The organism is Acidipila rosea, assembly GCF_004339725.1.
In the GTDB taxonomy this organism is placed as follows: domain Bacteria; phylum Acidobacteriota; class Terriglobia; order Terriglobales; family Acidobacteriaceae; genus Acidipila; species Acidipila rosea.
On the sequence record NZ_SMGK01000002.1, the window covers coordinates 846,020 to 867,438 of the forward strand.

Here is a 21,419-nt window from a genome sequence, read left to right on the forward strand (position 1 = left end):
CCGGATTATACCTGCCCCACCGAAACCCTGTCTCCACTCATCGCTGCCGCGCCAGCACCAGCGTAATGTCATCCGGCTGCTCCTGCGACCCAATCCACGCCCGCAGAGCGTGCATCACCTGTTCTGATATGGCCTCGAGCGGCAGATGACGATGTCTGCGCACCACTTCCAGCAGTCGCTCTTCCCCGAAATCTCCAAACTCGTTTTCAGGCTCCGTAACGCCGTCGCTATAGGCGATCACGATGTCGCCGCTGTACAGAGTCTCGGTTCCCTGCTCATAATCCGCCCCGTCAATCAGCCCCACCACGGTGCCGCCGCAGTCAAGCCTCGTTACGGAGTTATCCGCGCGCAGCACGAGCGGCGGAAGCTGGCCGCCATTGGAATACACCAGCTGATGGCTGTTCCCATCGTAGTGCGCAAGAAAGAGCGTGGCATACTTCTCCGGCTGCGTACTGCGGTAGAGATGGCGATTCAGCATCGCCAGCACCCTCGCCGGATCTTCAAACAGAACGCCGCCTTCATTGTCATCCGACTTCAGAGCCGCGCCGAGCTTCGCCGGGTTGGGCGCCACCAGTTCTTCGCCGGCAAAGCGGTAGGCGCGAACCGCGGAGTGCAGCGTAGCCATCAGCAATGCAGCCGAGATGCCCTTGCCACTGATGTCGCCAAGCGCGATGCCGAGAGCCGAATCGCGAAACACCAGAAAGTCATAGTAGTCGCCACTGACGCTGCGCGCTGGATAGCAGACGCCATACAGATCCAGCATCGGCATCGAGACCCTGCTCTGAGGGAAGAGATTCGCCTGCACCTCCTGCGCGATCGCCAGCTCATTCTGCATGCGCTCTTTCTCGCGCTGCTCGGCAAGCAGCCGCTCCAGAGAAGAGGTCATGCGGTTGAAGGAGTGGCTCAGCGTGGCGAGCTGGTCATTCCTCGTCACCTTGATGCGGTGGGCAAGATTGCCTTTATCGATCGCCACCGTGGCGTCATACAGGTCATTGACCGAGCGCGTGATCGTGCGGTTCAGGCGCATGGCCATGAAGAAGGCAATCAGCTCCAGCAGCCCAAAGAAGATTGCGATGCCGATAAGCAGATCCTGCACAATGGCGGCAATCTTGAGCGACGTAATGAAGAGCCGCTGATAGAGCAGCGACGGGCGCGAGTTGACCTGCGTCAGCGTCTCGTGCAGCTTGCCGGTTGTCCAGTCGATAGTCTCAAGGGGTGCGTAGAAACGTACCGTGACATCGTAGAAATTCTGCGGCTTGGGCAGGATGCCGCCGGTAATCGTAAATGCGCGAACTTCCTGCTTGAGCAGCTTCTTATCTGCCTCGGATCGCGTCGCGACGGCCTCGGCGGACTGGGAATCATCCAGCCCCACATTCGGCATCACGGTGATCGTGCCCAGCCCGCGCGCCACCCGATCGACGTTGCCCTTTTCAAGCGGCATGCTGGAGATCACTATAGTGCGATGCCCGTCCAACTCCTGTATGTCGATGGCGCGCAGATAGAGCTTGTTGTGGTCCAGCACGACAGCGCGGAAACGATCCTTGGCCCACGCAGGCACGCTGTCGATCTCATGGTCGCTGACGCGCGCAGGCAGCACACCGATTTGTCTGCCATCCTGAAACACCGAAACTTTGAGATTGAAGAAGGTCTGCTCCGGACTCGTGTCCTGGATCTCAGGCAGAGTTATCTCCTTCAGCGTTCCCCGTGCCGCGTCCTCAACATGCGCAACGTGGAGGGAAAAATCCCGGTTGTTGGTTGCGATGTGTTCAAGCTCGGTGTTCATGGCGGCGGTCGCGGCAAAAATAGCGAACTGGCCGGAGAACATGTAGAGAGAAATGATCGCCAGCATGACAAAGAGGACCAGCGGCGCCAACCCCATCAGCAAATAAGTAACGATCAGCCGATTGCGCACCTTCCAGAGCAGCCTGCCGAAGACCCATCTCCACACAAGCGGCAGGCAGGCTGCCAGGAGCAGCAAAAATGTAAGGACACTCAGGGTTTCAAAAATGCTGCCTGCTGTGCCCGGCAGAAACTTGCCCAGGCTAAGCGCGAGATAGAGCATCAGCAGCCAGAAAGCAGTGCGATGCACCTTACTTGCAGGCGCTTCCCGGTGCAGCCGCCGAAAGATCTTTATTTCGAAGTCGCGCAGTCTACCCATCTCGTGCTGAGTGTATCGCGAGCGTCGCGCGGCTGCCGCTTGCAGGCCGGTAACCACTTAGCTACCGTAATCAGATTACCTATGTTCAGTGGCTTTTCGTAATTACACCCAATCATTGATAACCATCACATTTTTTTACTTGCTTACACGTTTGATTCCTGCCATAACAGGATCACTGATTCGTAATCACTACATTGCGAATTAGTAATGTTTGCGGCAGGCCCACTTGGTGCATTTGTATAAAACGCTTCAAGCCGACCTCCTGGAGAGAAACTGCCGCTTGTATTATGAGCGGCTTTCATTATCTGGCACGGTTGGCATGAGGCATAGAAGAGAGGAGTTTCTGTGAAAGAACGCGGCGTAGTGAAGTGGTTCAACGGAGCGAAGGGCTTCGGATTTATTCAGCGTGCTACGGGAGAAGATGTGTTCGTGCATTTCTCGGTCATTCAAGACAGCGGCTATAAAACGCTCAACGAGGGCGAGGCTGTTGAGTTCGAGTGCCAGCAAGGGCCCAAAGGACTGAACGCCGCCAATGTCATTCGCAGTGCTTGATCGCCCGATGAGGCGGCTCTAAGCTGCGATCCTTCAGAGACCGCCTCTCCCGTCCAATCCACCGCACAAACTTGAGCAGCGAGAACCTGGATCAGGACTCGCCCGGGCTCCAGCACGCGGCGTATACTCACCGGTGATGTCAGAGAGAACGACGCCAATCCGCGTGCTGGTCGCCAAACCTGGACTGGATGGCCATGACCGCGGAGCCAAGGTAATCGCCCGCGCCCTGCGCGATGCAGGCATGGAGGTTATCTACACCGGTCTCCGACAGACGCCTGAGATGATCGTCAACGCCGCCATTCAGGAGGACGTTGACTGCATCGGCCTGAGCATCCTGTCGGGTGCGCACAATGTCATTGTCCCGCGCATTGCCGACTTGCTCCGGGAGCGCGACGCGAATGACATTCTCCTCGTCCTTGGCGGTACGATTCCGTCCCAGGACGCCGAATTCCTGAAGTCTCATGGAGTAGCCGCCATCTTCGGCCCAGGCACCCCGCTCGATACGACTGTTCAGTTCATCCGCGCAAATGTGAGGGCTCGGGACGTTGTAGTTTAACGATTTTCCAACATGGCTCTCCGGCAGTTACTCTGTTGAGGAATTGAGGAGAACGATGCCATCCACCGAATCCGCCCCCAGCACCGCAGAGCAGATGCTCGATTCCGTCACACCCCGCACTGCTCGCGAATACGAAATTGAAGAAAAATCCAACCGCCTGCACAACTGGCTCGACCAGAATGGCCTTGATGCGGTCCTGCTGCGGCGGCATGAAAACATTGCCTGGGCCACGGCGGGTCAGGTCGAGGCTCGTGTGGCCATTCCCAGCGAGACTGCGGTTGTGGCCCTGCTGCTCACTCGCCAGGGACGCCGCTACTATTTCGCCCCGGAGAACGAAGCCCCGCGCATGGCAGCGGAGGAGTTCGCCGGCCTGGGGTATGAGGCTGTGACTTTCCCATGGCACGCGGCCGATCTGCCTCATGCGGTCAAGCAGATTGCGGATCTGGCAAAAGTCGCCAGCGACATGCCCTTCGCGGGAACCACGCAGGTTAACCTGACTCCTCTACGCGCGCCGCTGACTGCCCCTGAGATCGACCGCTACCGCTGGCTGGCCCACGAAACAGCAGCCGCAGTCGAAGAGGCGCTGGTGGAGCTGGAACCGGGCATCACTGAGCATGAGATGGAAGCGCTGGTGGGCGCTTCGCTGCTGGCCACGAGCATACTGCCTTCGGTACTGCTGATGGCCGTCGACGATCGCATCCTCAAATACAAGCACGCTGTTGCGCGCGGCGCTGCCCTGCGCCGCTTCGGCATGCTCAACCTGTGCACGCGGAAGTGGGGGCTGGCGGTTTCCATTACCCGCTTCGTCCATTTCGGCCCGCTGCCTGCGGAGCTCGCCAGCGGATTCACCGCTGCAGCCAAAGTGAATGCTGCACTGCAGCACGCCACCCGTGAAGGCGCCACTGCTGCGCAGCTCTTCAGCGCGGCGCAGCAGGCCTACGCGGAGGCAGGCTATCCCGGCGAAGAGCAGTTGCACCACCAGGGAGGCGCGTGCGGCTATGTGGAGCGCGACTGGGTCGCTACACCTTCCGGCACACAGGTCGTCACGTCGCCACAGGCTTTTGCCTGGAATCCCAGCGTACGCGGCGGCAAGGTCGAAGACACGACCCTGTTGGCAAACGGAAAGATTGAAGTTCTGACTGCGACTCCGACCCTGCCGCAGGTGGAGACGATCGCAGGCGGCATCGCGTATCATTCCGCTGGCGTGCTCATTCGCTAGGCAGCCTGCAGTTGCCTGGGCCGGACGCAAAGGTGAGGGGTGGGTGCCGGAACCGCCTCTTGCCTGGCAACGGTCAGAGTAGTCACTGTTTTTGCACGGAAACATGCTTTCATTAGCCTCTGGAGGAAACCGTTTTCATGAGACCTTTCCGCACTCACCTTCGCCCTCGCTCCTTAACTGCCTTCGCTTCGGCTCTTCTTGCTTCGCTGCTCGCCGTAGCTCCCGCCACACCGCTGATCGCCCAGGCGACGAACTATTCTGACAAGCCTCCTATCCTGCTCGGCGCGGCCTGGTATCCGGAGCAGTGGCCCGAGTCGCAGTGGGAGCCGGACCTGGAACTGATGGAAGCCGCCCATGTGCATGTTGTGCGCGTCGGCGAATTTGCCTGGAGCGCAATGGAGCCATCGGAGGGGCAGTATGATTTCGGCTGGCTTGAGCGCGCCATTGCCCTCGCGGCGAAACACCACATCTGCGTTGTGCTGGGTACGCCCACCGCAGCGCCGCCCGCGTGGATGACGTCGAAATATCCTGACACGCTGCGCGTCAATGAAAATGGTGTGCGCGACGAGCATGGCAACCGGCAGCAGTTTTCCTTCACCAGCACGCGTTACCGGCAGTTTGCTCATGAGATCGCCGCGCAGATGGCCGAGCACTTCGGACACAATCCGAACGTTGTCGGCTGGCAACTGGATAACGAGTACGCCGCGCCCTCCTTCGACCCTGAGGCAAAGGCGCAGTTCCATCAGTGGCTCCAGAAGAAATACGGCACCATTGAGGCCCTGAATAAAGCGTGGGCGACGGCCTACTGGAGCCAGACGTATGACAAGTTCGACGAGATTCCGGTGCGCCAGGACCACGAGAACCCGGCCCTGCTGCTCGACTGGAAACGCTTCGTCAGCGATACGTGGAAGAGCTACTCGGAGAACCAGATCAGCGCCATCCGGCCGCAGGCGGATAAGCGGCAGTTCATCACCACAAACACGATGGGCTGGTTCGATGGCTTCGACTCTTACACCGTGCATCAGGTGCTCGACATCGCCGCCTGGGACGACTACATCAGCACCGACAACTATGACTGGCACAGCAACGGCGCAACGCACGACCTGACCCGCGGCTACAAGAACAAGAACTTCTGGGTGATGGAGACGGAACCGGCCTTCGTCAACTGGCGCCGGATCAACACGCCGCTCGAAAAAGGCCAGGTGCGCGATATGGCGTGGCAGGCCATCGGCCACGGCGCGGAAACGGTCGAGTACTGGCAGTGGCGCTCCGCCCCGAACGGGCAGGAAGAGTACCACGGCGTGATGGTGGGCGCGAACGGCAAGCCCGCACCGGTCTATGCGGAGATCAAGCAGACGGGCGCTGAATTCGACGAGGCAGGCAGCGCGCTTGCCGGCACCACGCCCCATTCTGAGGTTGCCTTGATCAACGACTTCAACAGCCGCTGGGCTATCAACTTTCAACGCCACAATGCCGAGTTCGATCCGGTCGGCGAGATGCTCGCCTTCTATCGTCCGCTGCGTGAACAGGCGCAGTCGGTCGACATCGTATCTCCGCAGAATTCGCTCGACCAGTACAAGCTGGTAGAAGCACCGGGACTCAACGTGCTGCCGCAGGCAACCGCAGACCACCTGCTCGCCTATGTGAAGCAGGGCGGCAACCTGCTGCTCGGGCCTCGCAGCGGCATGAAGAACAACGACAACGGCCTGTGGCCGGAGCAGCAGCCGGGGCCGCTTGCCGAGGCGCTCGGGGGCCGTGTCGAGCAGTTCTACGCAATCGATAAACCAGTACCCGTCAGCGGAGAGCTGGGCTCGGGCACTGCCAACATCTGGGCGGAACAGCTCAGTGCGCAGTCACCTGAGACCAAAACGCTGATGACCTACGGAGCGAGCAACGGCTGGCTGGACAACCAGCCTGCGGTGCTCACGCGCAAGGTCGGGAAAGGCACAATCACTTACGTCGGCGCGTGGCTCGACCCTGCGCTTCTCTCGAAGCTGACGGCGAACCTGCTCAGCCAGGCGGGCGTTCAGCCTCTCATTCCCAATACTCCTGACGGGGTGGAAGTCTGCATGCGGACCGGCGCGCAACATTCCGTGCTGATCCTCATCAACCACAACACTACCCCGGCCACAGTCGCCCTGCCGCACGCGATGAAGGATCTGCTGACGGAGGGCAATCCCTCTCGCAGCAGCGTCGAGCTGCCGAAGTATGGCGTGGCGGTGCTCGAGTCACCCTCCTCGAAGTAGGCAACCCTGTTTTCCCGCGTGCGTCCGGCTGATCCGGGCCGCACGCGGGAAGCGTCTATTTCCCAAACGCCTTGCTAAAGAACGCCACGATGCGCTGACGAGCGTCAAAGCCGTGCCACGGTTCAACGCTGGGATTACCAAAGATACCTCCTGCCAGCGGCCCGTGGTCCTCGCGCGGATACTCTACAAGCTCCACCGGCACGCCCATCTGCCGCAGCGCGCGGTACATCTCCTCGCTCTGGCCGGGCGGGTCCGTCTTGTCGCCCTGCCCCTGCAGCAGCAGGAACGGAGTCTTCGCCTTCGCCGCGCCTGACAGGGGACTCTGTCTCCAGGCATCCGCGGCGTGCTCCCATGGTTTGCCGCCGTAGAACCAGCGGTCATACCAGGAGCTGTCTTCCGTGCCGTACTCGCTCTCCTGGTCGATCACCGGAGCTCCGGCAACGATTGCTTTGAAGCGGTCCGTCTTGCCTTCGACAAAGGCCGCCATCTCGCCGCCGTAGCTATAGCCCATCAGCCCCAGCTTCTGCGGATCGATAGGATTGGCCGCAATCGCCGCATCGACGCCGGCCATGATGTCGCGATAATCCGCGCCGCCGAGGTCGTTCTTGTTGGCAGCGGCAAAGGCGGCTCCATAGCCTGTGCTGCCGCGGGGGTTCGTCCGCAGCACGGCCCAGCCGTGCCCCGCCAGAAACAGAACAAGCGGGTCATACCGGTCGGCAAAAGCTCCGGTCGGGCCGCCATGTACATCGACGATCATCGGGACCTTGTGCTGCTTCGCCTCAGGCGGCAGGTAGAGCAGTCCTTCGATGGTCTTGCCTTCGTTGGTCCAGTGGATCGGCTGCGCAGGCACATCGGCCCACAGGGCGGGTGTAGTTGCGGGCGCGTTCAGCGGGTGTGCGGTGCGGCCCAGCTTGTCGGCGAAAAATAGAGTCTCGGGATGTGTGCTGTCGGAGCCGATCCACACCCATCCATTCTGCTTCGGATTCGTCGCGAGGCCGCTCACCGTCGCTGTCTCGAAGCGAAGCGTATCCGGCCCGCCCTCCGCAAAGCGCACAGCGGTGATGCGAAAGCCTGTCTGCACCCGGGCGAGTACACCTTCATGCAGCGCGACGAGACCGCGATCCTCCAGTGTGCCGTTGAAACCAGCGCTCAGGTCCTTCACTGCGCCGGACGCGAGGTCCAGCGCATACAGGTCGCTGTAGCCCGGGGGCGCGTCCTGCTGCGAGGCAGCGGTGAAGTAGTACTGCTTGCCATCTTCCGACCATGCGCCCGGAGTTGCTGCTGTCGCGGGAACAGACTTCATCTGCTGCGGGTGTGTCGGGTCTGCAGGGTCGAGCAGCCAGGTGCTCGCAGCGGGAGCCAGATCGCCCGCATTGGCCGGCGCATCCACTGAGACCATCAGCTTGCCCTGCCTGCTCCAGACCGCGCCATGCACATCGATGGGCACTGCAGCGGGCGTCATCTTTTCGCTCACTGCATCCAGCAGGTAGAGGCGCGTGCCGTGTGGATCATGGTCCACCCAGACGGCATCGGCTTTTTCGTCCTGCTGCTTCTTTTCGCCCGGAGTCTGAGGGTCTCGCGCCAGCACGGCGATGGTCTTGCCGTCGGGCGAGACAGCGTAGCTGCTTACGTCCACCTCAACAGGCGCGGTCTCTGCGGGCTGCTTCGACGCCGAGGGAGGAACCGCATCGGGAAGGCGAGACTCGTCGACCGGAGGAGCGACCTTCAGGTCGTAGACCTTCGCTTCTCCGCCGCTAAGCGGCAGGCGGTAGAGTTGCGAATGTGCCCCGCGATGCGCCAGGAAGTAGATACTGCCGCCGTCGGGCGCCCACTCGCCATTGTGCTCACCCTGTTTTTCCCCTTCCAGCGAATAAGTGAGCTGGCGCGATGTATTAGCGCGGATATCGACCAGCCATAGGTGGGTTCGTGCACCATCGGCGGTCGAGTCGCTCACCTGGACCAGCACCGATTGCGCGTCCGGCGAAAGTTGCGGAGCCGCGAGCGCGCGGGTATGGCGCAGATCTTCGTTCGAGGGGAACTGCGCTCCATACGCAGCCATGCAGGGAACGGCGGTAGTGGCGGCAGCCAGAAGGCAGATGCCGAAAGCAGACGATGCCAGTCTCATATTCGACAGCATACCTGCAAAGGCCCTTTAAACTGAGACTATGGCACACACCTCGCGCGCAATTCCGGTAGACCGCATCAAACTCATCGTCCTCGACCTGGACGGCACGCTGATCGATTCGCGTACCGATCTCGCCAACTCAGTCAACGCGATGCTGACCCAGCTTGGCCGCCAGCCTCTGCCGGAGGAGATCATCGCAACTTACATCGGCGATGGCGCGGGGATGCTGGTGCGCCGCGCGCTGGGCGATCCACACGATGAACCCCTGGTGGAAGATGCGCTGAACCGCTTTCTGGAGTACTACCGCGAGCACAAGCTCGACCACACCTACGTCTATGAGGGAGTCTTCGAGGCGCTCGATCATCTCCGCAACGGCAACCGCCAGCTGGCCGTGCTGACCAACAAGCCGGTAGGCCCGGCGCAGGTCATCTGCGATCACCTGGGGCTCGCGCCCTACTTCTTTCAGATCTACGGCGGCAACAGCTTTGAGACGAAAAAGCCCGACCCTTTTGGGCTGAGAAGGCTGCTGCAGGAGGCGAACGCAGCGCCGGAAGAAGCGGTTATGATCGGCGATTCCGACGTCGATATCCTGACCGCACAGCGCGCCGGAACCTGGGCAATCGGCTGCCTCTTCGGCCTCTCCTCGCACACGCTGGAGTCGATCCCCGCCGATTTTCTCGCTCACAGGCCGCTGGACTGGATCACTGCGCTGGGCGGCCCTCAACCTGTCTCCCGCTAAAGCTCCGGAAGGCAAAAAAAAGGCCGGAGAGTGGTTCCTCTCCGGCCATCCTGGGGAACAGGTGAACTTACTGGAGCAGCTTGGTGACTTCCTGCTGCACGGAGTTGGACTGCGCGAGGGCGCTGATGCCGGCCTGGCTCAGAATTTCGTACTTCGACAGGTTCGAAGACGCCTGTGCATAGTCGGTCGCCTGGATGGCGTTCTGCGCGGAAACGACGTTGGTGTTCTGTGTCGATTCAACGTTGGACGCCGCGGTAAGTGTATTGATCTGCGCGCCGATGTAGCCGCGCTGTGCTGCCACGTCGCTCACGGCGCCGTTCAGCGCGCTGAGCGCAGCCTGCGCGTTGCCCTGGGTGGTGAGGTCGGTGGTCGACAGGTTAGCCGTGCTGTCTCCGCCCGTCTTGGCGACATACTGAATCGTCGAGACGGCCTTGGTGGAGGCATCAAGCGTCGGTGTGCCGCCGCTGGTGGTGTCTGCCAGCGTACCCGCACTGATGACTACGTTGGAGTTTGTGTTGCTCAGCATGATGCCGGTGTCGCCGGCATTGGCCGTAGCGCCGGGGATGCCTGCAGCTGCCGCCGTCGTGAAGTTCGCCGTGACGCCTGCGATTCCATCCTTGTTGATCTCTGAAATCAGGCCGCTCACCGTGGTCGCAGAGGTCGTGATGGTGCTGGTTGTGCTGTCAGGGTTGGTGATGGTGAAAGTGAGGCCGCCCGTCAGCGCGTCGCCCTGCGTGGCCGCTGTGGTCAGTGCAGTGCCGGTGTCCTTCGACAGGTCGAGGAACTGCCCCGAGGTGCTCTGCTGCACTGTGCCGCCCGCGTCGCCCACGCTGCTCGAGGTGAGCTTGGCGAAGTAGAGGTTGTCTACGGAAGATCCAGCAGCGGAAGAATCGCCCGTGAAGATCTGCGTGCCCGATGTCGAGCCGGTGAAGACCTGCTGCGAGTTATAGGTGGTTGTCGAGCCGATGTTGTTGATCTCAGAGAGAATCGACTGATACTCCTGGTTGGCGGCTGCATCCTGGGTAGTGTTCAGCGTGCCGTTCGAGGCCTCGGTGGCCAGCGTGACCGCGCGGTTCAGCAGGTTGGTCACCTGCGAAAGCGCACCGTCTGCCACCTGCAGCAGGCCGACGCCTTCGCTCGCGTTGGTTGAAGACTGGGTGAGAGCCGCAGAGTTTGCCTGCAGGCCGTTCGCCAGAGAAAGACCGGCGGCATCATCTGCGCCGGAGTTGATGCGCGAACCCGACGACAGCTGTGTCAGCGTGTTCTGCAGGCTGGACTGCGTCTGGTTGAGGTTGTTCTCCGCGTAGATGGCGGAGATGTTATTCAGGACACCCAAAGACATAGGATTGTTCTCCTTCGATTTGTTCTATGGTTCCCTGCTTCGAGTGCCTGACCGGTGCAGAAGCGCGATGCTTGAGACCGGGTCACCTTCACCTCAGGAACCACGTTACCCACTGCCTTCATCGGCGCTGACGCAGGGCACTTTACGGGTCGGTGAGATTCGCAACGGAGTTTGGCACGCGAGTTGCGTAACCCTGCCGTCTGCCCATACATAAGTTGAGCAATCAGCCTGTCTCTCCCATCGTGACGAAGCGCGGCTGCCTTCCGCGGCAGGTGCGGCTCACCCTCCGTCGCCGCATCATTCTTTTCCCTGCCGTGCCGATAAGCAGCTTGAACAAGGACGGCAAACTCCGATGATCGAACTGACACGGCTGAACGGCAGCGCACTGGTGGTCAACAGCGACCTCATCAAATACGCCGAGGCCTCTCCCGACACAACGCTCACGCTGGTCAACGGCGAAAAGCTGGTGGTGCTCGAGTCCTGCGACGAGGTTGTCGCACGGGTCTCTGCGCACCGCGCCCGGCTGCTGGCTGACGCCGCGAAGCTCTTCCCGGCGGGTAGCGCAGCTGCCATCGCCTTCGCATCCGCAATGCGTGTGCTCGATGCAGAACAGGCGCAGCAGGAGCCGTCGACTGGCTCGAATATCGACGGCGTGCATCGTCGCCGCAAGGCCGACTACTAATCACTGAACTGGCAGGGATACGGAAATCATGGACAAGAGCAGCTTTGGTGGAATCATTCTGGCGGCCGCCGGCATCCTTGCCGGTCTGCTGATCGAGGGGGGCCGCGTCGGGCAGATTCTGCAGCCGACAGCCGCGCTGATCGTCATCGGCGGCACCCTGGGGGCGGTCATGCTGCAGTTTCCCCTGGCGACGGTCGGCAGCGCCTTCAAGCGGCTGGCCGGGGTCTTTCTCCACGGCGGCGGCGCGGATGAAGCCAGCCTGCGGCAGATTCTCGCCTATGCCGACAAGGCGCGCCGCAATGGCATCGTCTCCCTCGATGCGGACCTGCCGGGAGTGCGGGACCGCTTTCTCAAGCAGGCGCTCACCCTCGCAGTCGATGGCACCGAACCCACGGAGCTGCGCAAGATCATGGAGCTGGCCCTCGACAACCAGGTGGAGATCGATGAAAAGATCCCCGCCGTCTTCGAGTCTGCCGGCGGATTTTCACCGACCATCGGCATCATAGGCGCTGTCCTTGGACTCATTCAGGTCATGCAGCACCTGGATCACATCGACGAAGTAGGCCGCGGCATCGCCGTCGCCTTTGTCGCTACCATCTACGGCGTGGCCGCCGCGAACCTGCTCTTTCTGCCCTGCGCGGGCAAGCTGCGCATTCGCATCCGCGAGGAGCACCTGCAGAAGGAGATGATGCTCGAAGGCGTGATCTCCATTCTTGAGGGGCTCAATCCACGCATCATCGAGATCAAGCTGCAGAGCTTCCTCTCAGAACGCAGCAGAAAGTCGGAGATCGCTCCGGCAGGGACCGTTGCATGAGGCGCCGCAGGCATGCCGCGCACGCCAACCATGAGCGCTGGCTGGTCTCCTACGCTGATTTCATCACCCTGCTCTTCGCCTTCTTCGTCGTGCTCTACTCGACGGCGAAGGCAGACCAGCACAAGCAGGCGCAGGTCTCTCAGGCGATCAACTCGGCGTTTCAGGCGCTGGGGCTCTTCCAGTCCGACTCCAAAGATCTTGCTAAGGCAGCTCTGGCCGCCAGTGCCGATCAGGCGGTGACGCCCATGAACATCGTTATGGGTGAGGACCCGATGTCCCCCGCGATTCAAAAGGATCTGGCCCGGATCAAGAAAAACCTGGAAGGGATGCTCTCCAACCAGATAGCGCAGCACACGGTCTCACTCAAGCTGGGGCGGGATGGGCTCGTCATCTCACTACGCGAAGCCGGTTTCTACGACAGCGGCTCCGCGACCCCGCATCCCGGCTCCATCAAGACCCTCGATAAAATCGCCGACGCTCTCTACCGCACTCCCTACCAGATCCGTATCGAGGGCCACACTGACAATATCCCGATCCACACGGACCAGTTCGACTCCAACTGGGAGCTCTCGACGGCGCGCGCCACCCGCATGACACGCATCTTCATCGCCGACCATGCATTTGATCCGGCTCGCCTCTCTGCCTCCGGCTACGCCGAGTACCACCCGGTAGCCAGCAACGCGACCCAGGAGGGACGCGCCAAGAACCGCCGCGTAGACATCATCGTGCTGCCCACGGTGGCGCCTCCTGAGCCAAACCAGCCGCAGCAGCAGACGGCGGTGGCCGCGCTCAGCAAGCTGCCCCACTGAACACAAAACTACTGCGGCGCGTTCAGCCGCTGGCGGTGCGCATCCTGCTGGTTCTGCTGCTCGGCCATCTTTGCCGCTGCAGCCAGCTCCTGCTCTGACTCTTCCTTCTTTCCCAACCGCGCCAGCGTTAGCCCCAGGTAATAATGCCCGGGCTGGTACTCCGGTGCTGCGGCAATGGCCTTCCGCAGAGCGTCCTCGGCCTTGTCATACTGCTTCAGGCGGAAGAGAGCAATGCCCGTTCCCGCGAGCGCTCCGCCATGCCGGGGATTCCCTGCCAGCGTCTTTGCGAACTGCTCCAGCGCATCCTGGTACTGGCCGTGGTCGAGCGCCATCTGCCCCAGCTGGTAGTAGCCCTCAGTCTGCCGGGGAGCGAGCTCGATCGAGCGCTCGAACTCAGCCCTGGCCTTCTCATCCTGCTGACCCAGCTGAAAGATACGGCCCAGCCCGTAGTGGGCGGTCGCATCGTCGGGCCTGAGCTTGAGATAAGCCTCCATCTTTTCCTGCGCCGGGCCCAGCTGTCCAAGATCGAGCTTGACCCGCGCCGCCGCGTAGAGCGCGCCCGGGGAATCCGGAGCCAGCTGTTCGAGCTGGGTCAGCGTCTTGTCCGCGTCCCAGTAGAGGTGCATCTCGTCTTCGAGAATGCCAAGGTCATAGAGCAGGCGCGGGTTGCCGGGAACCAGCTTCTGCGCGCGGAGCAGGGTGGCGAGCGCGCCCTGCATGTCGCCCCGGGCGCGGGCAGCGAGGGCGAGCTGTTCGCTCACCTGCACCTCGCCGTCGGCAGCTTCCTGATCTCCTGGATGGGCTGCCAGCGTCTGCTCATAGCCGGCCCGAGCGGCTGTAAGGCTGCGCTCATCGCTGACGCCCGGCTGGCCGCCGGCGGCGGGCGCCTGCGACAACAGAGATAGGATAAGAAGGGCAGGCAGCATGACGGGCACCTGCCAGTCTATCAACCTGTTTTCGCATGCGGGCAGCACCGCATTTCCCACGCTTTCCCGCGTCCACTCTGATATCCTCAAACGTTTACCGAAGGACTGTAGTCACATGCCGGAGCAACGGGCAAGAAAGTACCACCAGGATCGCGTCGCGGAGACGCTCCGCGAAGAAATCGGCAGCATGATCGAGGGCGAACTCTCAGACCCTCGGATCAGCTTTGCCTACATCACCCAGGTTCTTCTCAACCCGGGCGGCAAGTCCGCCTCGATTTATGTCGCGGTTGATGGCGGCAAGGATGAAGAGGAGGAGACCATCGACGCGCTGATGGATGCGCGGGGTTACATGAAGCACCAGCTGCTCGAGCGCACCGGCAAGCGCCGCGTGCCCGACCTCAGCTTCCACATCGACCGGTCTGACAAGATGAAGGCTCGCATCGACGACCTGCTCGGACGGTCACGCAAGAGGCAGAAGAAATAGGCATGCAGGAAACCGCCCAATCGCGCATGACATCCGGCGAGCTGCTACGGCAGCCCGGCCAGCGTCATGGCATGGAGTCCGTACTCGAAGCCATCCAGTGCCGCGAGCGCTTTCTGGTGACGGCTCATGCGCGGCCCGATGGAGACGCCATCGGCTCCATGCTGGCCTGCGCGATCATCCTCGGACAAATGGGCAAAGAGGTCGACCTTGTGTCCTCTGACCGTGTGCCGCTCATCTATCGCACCCTGCCCTGCGCCTCGCAGATTCGCAGGGTCGCGCGCGTCGAGGGCGACTACGATGCGGTGATCCTGCTGGAGTGCGACGGCGTCGAGCGCTCCCGGCTGGCAGGGCTGGAGGGCCGTTTCCTTATCAACATCGATCACCATATCAGCGGCGTCGCCTTCGCAGACATCAACTGGATCGACGACCAGGCCTGTGCTGTCGCCGAGATGATCCATCGGCTGGCCACGGCCGCCGGCGTATGGATTACGCCGGAGATGGCTACCTGCCTTTATACCGCGGTGCTCACCGACACCGGCTCCTTCTGCTACGACGGCGCTGACGAACACACCTTCAACCTGGCTGCGGAGCTTGTGCGCCGGGGGGCCAAGCCGGCTGAGATTGCCAGGGATGTCTACTTCTCCTGCCCGACGTCGAAGATGCTGCTGCTCGGCGCTGCGCTCGGCAATCTGCGTCGCGACGGACGCCTGGCCTGGATGTGGGTCACGCATGAAGATATGCTGCGCACCTCCGCTGCAGAAGAGGATTGCGAAGGCCTGGTGAACTACGCCATTGGCATCTCCGGGGTCGAAGCCGCTGTATTCCTTCGCGAACTCAGCGACCATCGCGTGCGCCTCTCCCTGCGCAGCAAAGGCGGGCTCAATGTAGCCCGCATCGCGGAGAGTTTCGGCGGAGGAGGACACCATCATGCCAGCGGCTGTACCCTTGAGGGCCCCATGTCTTCCGCCATCGATTGCATCCTCAGCACCTTCCGGCGGCATCTCCAGCAAGGGATACATGAAGTCGCATGACTCACACCTCGCCTCTTGATCTGTTAGCCTTGTCCCGGGAACACTGAGAACTGTGGAGAAACCTTTTAGAACCAGCGGACGGAACCGTGCATGGGAACTTTTGCTTGCCCGGTTTCCCTTTCTTGGGGGAACGGTCGAAGCCCTGACCCTCTTTGGTTTCACTGCTTTTTTTCTTTTTTATGGCCTGGTGCCCATCTTCGGCGGCGATGGCCTGGGACTGGTCGGCGCGGACGAGCCTCGCTATGCGCAGGTAGCGCGCGAGATGCTCACGCGGCACGACTACATTACGCCGATCCTCTACGGTAAGCCGTGGCTCGAGAAACCGGCCCTCTATTATTGGCGGGCGATGTTCTCCTTCAGGGAGTTCGGCATCCACGACTGGTCCGCGCGCCTGCCCTCGGCAAGCTTCGCCTTTGTGCTGGTCACGCTCATCTTCCTGCATATCCGCCGTTTCCGCCCGGGCGGCCAGCTCGATGCGGCGCTCATGACCGCCTCCGCTGCCGGCATTCTCGCCTTTGCGCGCGGCGCCTCGACGGACATGCAGCTCGCCGCACCGCTCTGCATCGGCATGCTCGGCTGGTACGCGTGGTACGAAACCGGCAGCAAGTTCTGGCTCTTCGACCTCTACTTTTTTGTTGGCGCGGCAACGCTCGCCAAGGGCCCGGTCGCGCCATTCCTGGCCCTCATCATCCTTCTTGCGTTCATAGCGCTCCGGCGGGAGTGGTCTCTGCTGCGGCGCACCGTCTGGTGGCCCGGTATTGCGCTTTATCTGGCGATGGTGCTGCCCTGGTATATCGCCGTGCAGCGGCGGAATCCAAACTTCCTGCGGGTCTTCTTCCTGCAGCACAATCTGGAGCGCTTCGCCACAGACCGCTATCACCACTCGCACGCCTTCTGGTACTACCTGCCGATCATGCTGCTGGCGCTCACGCCGTGGGCGGTGATCGCCGTTGCCGCCTTTGCTGATGCCGTGCGCGGCTCCATCGCAGAGTGGAAAGCACGCGGAGCGAAGTTTCACTACATCGGCCACACCCGCGCAGGGGATGCCTTCCCTGAGTTCCTCGTGCTGTGGGCGTTGATTCCCGTCCTTTTCTTTTCCCTTTCCGACTCGAAACTGCCCGGCTACATTCTGCCGGCTGTGCCGCCGCTCACCATTCTTTGTGGCGACTATCTCAATCGCATCCGGGAGCAGGGACTTCGCCCCTGGCTGCTCATCGCGCATGCCGTGCTGACCGGGATCATGACCGCCTTCGTGCTGCTGCTGCCGGTGCATATTGTTCATCCGCACGGCCTGCCGCCGGTCAACGCGCTGCTTGCCGCGGCTATGACAGGTTTCGCTGCCATCATCCTCATTCTTATTACAGTTGCCCGCTTCGGTGTCACCCGTCTGCGTATTGCGACGATGGTGCCGATGATCATCCTGCTGCTGTTTGTCTTCGGCGTCGGGCCGGTGCTTGGCATCGGCAGCATTCCCGGCTCCAAGCGCACCCTTAAACTGCTCGACCTGACCTACTCCTCGCGCCCGCTGGCCGACACCATCAAACGGGTGGAAAGCAGCCCCAATGAACCCGTTGCCGTCTTCAGGGTTCGCCGCGATGTCGAGTACGGACTTTCCTTCTATCGCAACAACAAGGTAGACAACTACGATCATGACGGAGTGCCGCAGCAGCAGCACATTCTGGTAGTTCGTGAGTCTTATATCGACGACCTGCGTCCATTACTCAAAGGGCGAACCTACAACCCGGTCTTTACTTATCCGGCCCAGGATCTGGTTGTCTATTCGGTAGACGCTGCAAAGTAGGCCGGCCTTACTACCAACTGCTCGATTGTGCTTCTGATTCTCTTGATGTTGATCAACAGCCTGCTAACCTGAGACTACTTGAGCTCTGCACTCCAACTCGAAATCCTCGATCTGCGCCACTTCCCCGCGAGCAGCCTGCGGCCTGTGCTCGAAGAGGAGAGCCGGCTGTGGAGCGAGCGTCTGCGCTGGGATTACCGATCCTCCGCCGACCTGTTGCTGCACTATCTCGATTCCCGCGTATTGCCAGGCTATGTCGCCGTCGAGGGTGGCCGGGTGGCCGGCTATGTCTTCTGTGTCTATGAAGATCACAAGGCGATCATCGGCGACGTCTTTGCCCTCAAGCCTCGCCAGCGCGATCTAACCACTACGCAGGTCGAGTCGCAGCTCCTCGAGCGGCTGATTGAACTGCTCCAGAACACGCCGGGCACCACCCGTATTGAATCGCAGCTGCTGCTGCACCCCCATGAGGCTCACGCCGATGTCTTTTTGAAGGCGGGCTTCGAGCTCTACAAACGGCTCTTTCTGAACCTCGACCTGAAAATCAGCCGGGCTGCTGCCGCGCCGCCCTTAGCCGCCGGGTTTGAAATGCGCACCTGGCGCGATGAAGACTTTGCGCCCACCGGCCGCCTCATCGCTGACGCCTACACCGGGCATCTCGACAGCATCATCAACGACCAGTACCGCTCCGTCGGCGGCTCGCTGCGCTTTCTGCATAACATCGTCCGCTTCCCGGGCTGCGGCTACTTTGACGCAGCGTCCTCGCGGGTCATCATCGACCGCAACCGCGAGGAGATGGCCGGCGTGCTGCTCTGTTCACGCGTCCGCGATGAGGTCGGCCACGTCACCCAGCTGTGCGTCGCCCGAAGCCATCGCGGCCTGGGGCTGGGCAGCCTGATGCTGCAATCCACGGCGCACAACCTCGCCAGTCGCCGATTCCGGGGCCTCACGCTCACGGTGACTGAAGCCAATACACTCGCCGTGCGTCTCTATCAACGGCTCGGCTTCCATGAAATGCACTCCTTTGACGCCATGATGTGGGAGCAGTAGCAACAGCCGCCGGGAGGTAATTCCAGGCGGCCGCCTTTTGACTCTGCCTTCCAATCCGGCTATAAAGAATTTTCGGCTACTCAAATTTTTCAGCGTCAGCCGTGGATGTCACCCACATCAGGCCATCTGCGGTCAACCCATAATGCTCGACGATGCTCGGGAAGGCGGTGAAAATCCGCCACTGCCCCGCAACTGTAAGTGCGCCGCCGCGCGTCTGGTAGTTGAAGGTACGCGGCTGGCAATGGCCAGCAACGCCACTGGAGCCTGCTCCGGGAAGGCGGCCTCGCACAAGTCAGGAGACCGGTCTTCGAGCCGCTCTAACCCACGTTCCGAGGGGAACGGGAGGAACCATGTCGATTCTCTTGCAGTCGCTGCGCCGTCTTGCCGCGCGCAGCCTCATCCTCGTCGCCGCGAGCGCTCTGCTCTCGCCCACCTTGCGCGCTGTGGTCGTCCACGGCACCGTCACTGACCCCCTTGGCCGGCCTGTTCCCGGAGCGATTCTGGCCCTTGTGCAGAACGGCAAGGTCGTCATGAACGCACGCAGCGGCCAGGACGGCAGCTACCAGATCACCAGCGCGGCTACGGGACGATTCTTTATCCTCGCCTCGGGCCATTCCTTCCGTCAGCTCAGCACACACAGCTTCTATGGCGGCACGCTCGATGATGTCCAACAGGATGTTGTCCTCGAGCCGGAGTGGGTGCGCCAGTCCGTCGTCGTAACCGCAACCGGCACTCCGCTGCCGCAGGCGCAGGTCAGCGCCTCCATCACAGGCATCAACAAGTCCAGCTTTCAAAATCGCGCCGACATGGTTGATCCCATGCGCCAGGTGCCCGGCATCAACATCGTGCAGACCGGCCAACGCGGCGGCCTTGCCTCGATCTTCATCCGCGGCGGCAACTCCGATGCGAATGCGGTCGTACTCGACGGCGTGCCCATGGAGGACATCGGCGGCCGCTTCGATCTCTCCACGCTCACCTCGACCGGCATCAGCGATGTCGAAGCCTACCGCGGCCCCAACAGTGTCCTCTACGGCTCTGACGCGGCCGCGGGTGTGGTCAGCTTCACCACCCCGCGCGGCAGCACATCTTTTCCGTCGCTTTTCTATGAGGGCGATGGAGGCAATTTCGGCACCTACCGCAACGAGGTTCAACTCGGCGGCACGCACAGCAAGCTCGACTACTACGCGGCCTTCGCCGATCTGCAGACGAAGAACTCGCTCCCTTCCGACGAGTACCACGCCATCACCTCGACTGCGAACATCGGCTGGTCGCCCACGGCAGCCACCCAGTTCCGCGTAACCGCTCGCAACACTGACCTCGCGACCGGCCTGCCAGGGGCTATCCAGTTCTACGGCATCGCCAATGACGCCAAGCAGTCCGATCAGGATCTTTTCCTCTCCGGCACTATCGATCACAAGTTCTCCTACCGCTGGCATGGCCTCGTCCGCTACGGTCTCGGACGCAAACGCGAGGAGTCGATCCAGTGGTCTCCGACCGGCATCCCTGATCTCTCTGCCGGTGTCTATCTGGGCGACTTTGTCACCATCAGAGGCGCCAACGGATACTCTGTAAGCGGTAACGCGATTATCAATTACTTCGGCACCTACCCGACGAATCTCAACCTCGTCTCGAACCGCGATCAGCTTTACGCGCAGACGGACTATCAGATCACGCCCCACGTCACCGCCATTGCAGGTTTCCGCTATGAAGACGAACGCGGAGCGGAGCGTGAAGCGGCCTACGGAATCAATGAGACCCTCGAACGCACCAACTATGACTACATGGGTCAGCTGCAGGGCGACTTCCGCAACCGCATCTATTATTCCCTCGGCGGCGGCGTAGAGAAGAATCAGCTCTTCGGCACAGTCGGCGCGCCGCACATCGGGCTGTCCTACTACGTAGTGCGCCCCGGCAGCGGCAAGTTCAAGGGCACAAAGATCAACTTCAACTTCGCCAAGGGTTACAAAGAGCCAACCCTCTCCGATCAGTTCGGCTCGCTCTACACCTTTCTGCAGCAGAATGGCGGACAAGCTGCCATTCAACAATACGGAGTGACGCCTATCGGTGCGGATCTCTCGCGCAGCTACGATGGCGGGGTCGAGCAGAACCTCTTCAGCGAGCGCGTGCTCCTGCGCGTGACTTACTTCCACAACGAGTTCGGCAATCAGATCGAGTCAGTAGGCGCGGCGATTGTCCCGCAGCTGCTACCCCAGCTGACACCGGCGCAGCAGGCCTCGCTTGAGGCTTTCCTGCAGAGCGAAAGCGCCTACTCCCTCACCCTCAACTCGCTCTCCTTCCGCGCGCAGGGCTTTGAAAGCGAAGTCGATTACGGCGTCCGCCGCAATATCTATCTGCGCGGCGGCTACACCTATCTCGACTCCGTCGTGCAGCGCTCGTTTTCCTCCGATGCAGAGAGCCCGACCTATAACACTTCCGCACCCTTCGCCAATATCCCCATCGGCGTTTACTCGCCTCTGCGCGGAGCCCGTCCCTTCAGGCGTCCACCGCACACAGGCTTCTTCGACGCGAGTTATACCGGGGGCCCCTTCACCGCCGTTTTCGATGCAGCCTTCGTGAGCCGCAGTGACGACTCGACCTACCTCGGCGGCAGCGACGCCAACTTCGGCAACTCGCTGCTGCTGCCCAACCGCAACCTCGACAGCGCGTATGCCAAGCTCGACGCCGGGGGCACCTTTCAGGCGAACAAGTGGCTCGGCGTCTATGCACAGGCAGACAATATCCTCAGCAGCCAGCACATCGGCCCCATCGGCTATCCCTCGCTGCCCTTCAACTTCCGCATGGGTCTGCGTCTCACCCTCGGCCACTCGCGGCAATAGCTCCGTCCGCATCATGAGCCCACGTCTCGCATAGGTGAGGCGTGGGCTCCC

At 61.6% G+C, this 21,419-nt stretch carries 17 protein-coding genes and 1 riboswitch; of the genes, 13 read left to right on the forward strand and 4 right to left on the reverse strand.

Annotated elements, in window-relative coordinates; all coding sequences use genetic code 11:
- Positions 1–37 precede the first annotated feature (37 nt).
- Positions 38–2,089: a SpoIIE family protein phosphatase gene (locus tag C7378_RS08645; protein WP_243648148.1), complete on the reverse strand. Its 2,052-nt coding sequence runs from the start codon at positions 2,087–2,089 to the stop codon at positions 38–40.
- Between the two features lie 414 nt (positions 2,090–2,503).
- Here C7378_RS08645 and C7378_RS08650 point away from each other — a divergent pair, with 414 nt between their 5' ends.
- From C7378_RS08650 to C7378_RS08665, 4 genes are all read left to right on the forward strand, one after another.
- Entirely contained in the window at positions 2,504–2,710 is a 207-nt protein-coding gene (locus tag C7378_RS08650; RefSeq protein ID WP_131994756.1) for a cold-shock protein, read from the forward strand.
- Between the two features lie 136 nt (positions 2,711–2,846).
- On the forward strand, positions 2,847–3,266 hold the full coding sequence (locus C7378_RS08655; RefSeq protein WP_131994759.1) for a cobalamin B12-binding domain-containing protein: 420 nt from the start codon (positions 2,847–2,849) through the stop codon (positions 3,264–3,266).
- A gap of 55 nt (positions 3,267–3,321) precedes the next feature.
- On the forward strand, positions 3,322–4,485 hold the full coding sequence (locus C7378_RS08660; RefSeq protein WP_131994762.1) for a M24 family metallopeptidase: 1,164 nt from the start codon (positions 3,322–3,324) through the stop codon (positions 4,483–4,485).
- 137 nt (positions 4,486–4,622) lie between these two features.
- The gene (locus C7378_RS08665) at positions 4,623–6,731 is read left to right on the forward strand and encodes a beta-galactosidase (protein ID WP_131994765.1); all 2,109 of its coding nucleotides are present in this window, start codon (positions 4,623–4,625) and stop codon (positions 6,729–6,731) included.
- Between the two features lie 55 nt (positions 6,732–6,786).
- On the opposite strand, the gene C7378_RS08670 is transcribed toward C7378_RS08665, so the two are convergent.
- Positions 6,787–8,856 (reverse strand): S9 family peptidase, encoded by a 2,070-nt coding sequence (locus tag C7378_RS08670; RefSeq protein ID WP_165876717.1) that lies wholly within the window; start codon positions 8,854–8,856, stop codon positions 6,787–6,789.
- A gap of 40 nt (positions 8,857–8,896) precedes the next feature.
- On the opposite strand from C7378_RS08670, the gene C7378_RS08675 reads away from it, so the two are divergent.
- Entirely contained in the window at positions 8,897–9,595 is a 699-nt protein-coding gene (locus C7378_RS08675; protein ID WP_131994771.1) for an HAD family hydrolase, read from the forward strand.
- A 67-nt stretch (positions 9,596–9,662) separates the two neighbouring features.
- Here the strand turns inward: C7378_RS08675 and C7378_RS08680 are convergent, their stop codons facing one another.
- Positions 9,663–10,937 carry a flagellin N-terminal helical domain-containing protein gene (locus C7378_RS08680; RefSeq protein WP_131994774.1) on the reverse strand — a complete coding sequence of 425 codons (1,275 nt, stop codon included), beginning with the start codon at positions 10,935–10,937 and terminating at the stop codon, positions 9,663–9,665.
- A gap of 352 nt (positions 10,938–11,289) precedes the next feature.
- On the opposite strand from C7378_RS08680, the gene C7378_RS08685 reads away from it, so the two are divergent.
- From C7378_RS08685 to C7378_RS08695, 3 genes are read left to right on the forward strand one after another with little or no spacing between them, the layout of a single operon-like run.
- Positions 11,290–11,619: a flagellar FlbD family protein gene (locus C7378_RS08685; protein ID WP_131994777.1), complete on the forward strand. Its 330-nt coding sequence runs from the start codon at positions 11,290–11,292 to the stop codon at positions 11,617–11,619.
- Positions 11,620–11,647: 28 nt separating this feature from the next.
- On the forward strand, positions 11,648–12,433 hold the full coding sequence (locus tag C7378_RS08690) for a flagellar motor protein (RefSeq protein WP_131994778.1): 786 nt from the start codon (positions 11,648–11,650) through the stop codon (positions 12,431–12,433).
- Positions 12,430–13,242 (forward strand): flagellar motor protein MotB, encoded by an 813-nt coding sequence (locus C7378_RS08695; protein ID WP_131994779.1) that lies wholly within the window; start codon positions 12,430–12,432, stop codon positions 13,240–13,242. Before C7378_RS08690 ends, C7378_RS08695 begins: the two co-directional genes overlap by 4 nt.
- 8 nt (positions 13,243–13,250) lie before the next feature.
- On the opposite strand, the gene C7378_RS08700 is transcribed toward C7378_RS08695, so the two are convergent.
- Positions 13,251–14,168 carry a tetratricopeptide repeat protein gene (locus C7378_RS08700; RefSeq protein WP_131994780.1) on the reverse strand — a complete coding sequence of 306 codons (918 nt, stop codon included), beginning with the start codon at positions 14,166–14,168 and terminating at the stop codon, positions 13,251–13,253.
- Between C7378_RS08700 and rbfA the strand changes: the two genes are divergently transcribed.
- The 5 genes from rbfA (at position 14,167) to C7378_RS08725 (ending at position 21,368) form a co-directional block, all read left to right on the forward strand.
- Positions 14,167–14,652, forward strand: a complete 486-nt coding sequence (gene rbfA, locus C7378_RS08705; protein WP_243648149.1) for a 30S ribosome-binding factor RbfA — start codon at positions 14,167–14,169, stop codon at positions 14,650–14,652. The genes C7378_RS08700 and rbfA overlap by 2 nt on opposite strands.
- A gap of 2 nt (positions 14,653–14,654) precedes the next feature.
- On the forward strand, positions 14,655–15,683 hold the full coding sequence (locus C7378_RS08710) for a DHH family phosphoesterase (RefSeq protein ID WP_131994781.1): 1,029 nt from the start codon (positions 14,655–14,657) through the stop codon (positions 15,681–15,683).
- A gap of 100 nt (positions 15,684–15,783) precedes the next feature.
- Complete coding sequence (locus C7378_RS08715; protein WP_243648150.1) at positions 15,784–17,484, forward strand: ArnT family glycosyltransferase; 1,701 nt, start codon at positions 15,784–15,786, stop codon at positions 17,482–17,484.
- Between the two features lie 78 nt (positions 17,485–17,562).
- Positions 17,563–18,531, forward strand: a complete 969-nt coding sequence (locus tag C7378_RS08720; RefSeq protein WP_131994785.1) for a GNAT family N-acetyltransferase — start codon at positions 17,563–17,565, stop codon at positions 18,529–18,531.
- A 133-nt stretch (positions 18,532–18,664) separates the two neighbouring features.
- Positions 18,665–18,854: riboswitch (cobalamin riboswitch) on the forward strand.
- Positions 18,855–18,881: 27 nt separating this feature from the next.
- On the forward strand, positions 18,882–21,368 hold the full coding sequence (locus C7378_RS08725; RefSeq protein WP_131994787.1) for a TonB-dependent receptor: 2,487 nt from the start codon (positions 18,882–18,884) through the stop codon (positions 21,366–21,368).
- Positions 21,369–21,419 lie beyond the last annotated feature (51 nt).

What these genes read in the sequence shown, in the direction of transcription:
- C7378_RS08700 (WP_131994780.1), bottom strand. Translation starts at nt 14,168, where the DNA reads ATGCTGCCTGCCCTTCTTATCCTATCTCTGTTGTCGCAGGCGCCCGCC.
- C7378_RS08675 (WP_131994771.1), top strand. Translation starts at nt 8,897, where the DNA reads ATGGCACACACCTCGCGCGCAATTCCGGTAGACCGCATCAAACTCATC.
- C7378_RS08660 (WP_131994762.1), top strand. Translation starts at nt 3,322, where the DNA reads ATGCCATCCACCGAATCCGCCCCCAGCACCGCAGAGCAGATGCTCGAT.
- C7378_RS08695 (WP_131994779.1), top strand. Translation starts at nt 12,430, where the DNA reads ATGAGGCGCCGCAGGCATGCCGCGCACGCCAACCATGAGCGCTGGCTG.
- C7378_RS08710 (WP_131994781.1), top strand. Translation starts at nt 14,655, where the DNA reads ATGCAGGAAACCGCCCAATCGCGCATGACATCCGGCGAGCTGCTACGG.
- C7378_RS08685 (WP_131994777.1), top strand. Translation starts at nt 11,290, where the DNA reads ATGATCGAACTGACACGGCTGAACGGCAGCGCACTGGTGGTCAACAGC.
- C7378_RS08670 (WP_165876717.1), bottom strand. Translation starts at nt 8,856, where the DNA reads ATGAGACTGGCATCGTCTGCTTTCGGCATCTGCCTTCTGGCTGCCGCC.
- C7378_RS08690 (WP_131994778.1), top strand. Translation starts at nt 11,648, where the DNA reads ATGGACAAGAGCAGCTTTGGTGGAATCATTCTGGCGGCCGCCGGCATC.
- C7378_RS08665 (WP_131994765.1), top strand. Translation starts at nt 4,623, where the DNA reads ATGAGACCTTTCCGCACTCACCTTCGCCCTCGCTCCTTAACTGCCTTC.
- C7378_RS08725 (WP_131994787.1), top strand. Translation starts at nt 18,882, where the DNA reads ATGTCGATTCTCTTGCAGTCGCTGCGCCGTCTTGCCGCGCGCAGCCTC.
- C7378_RS08655 (WP_131994759.1), top strand. Translation starts at nt 2,847, where the DNA reads ATGTCAGAGAGAACGACGCCAATCCGCGTGCTGGTCGCCAAACCTGGA.
- C7378_RS08680 (WP_131994774.1), bottom strand. Translation starts at nt 10,937, where the DNA reads ATGTCTTTGGGTGTCCTGAATAACATCTCCGCCATCTACGCGGAGAAC.
- rbfA (WP_243648149.1), top strand. Translation starts at nt 14,167, where the DNA reads ATGACGGGCACCTGCCAGTCTATCAACCTGTTTTCGCATGCGGGCAGC.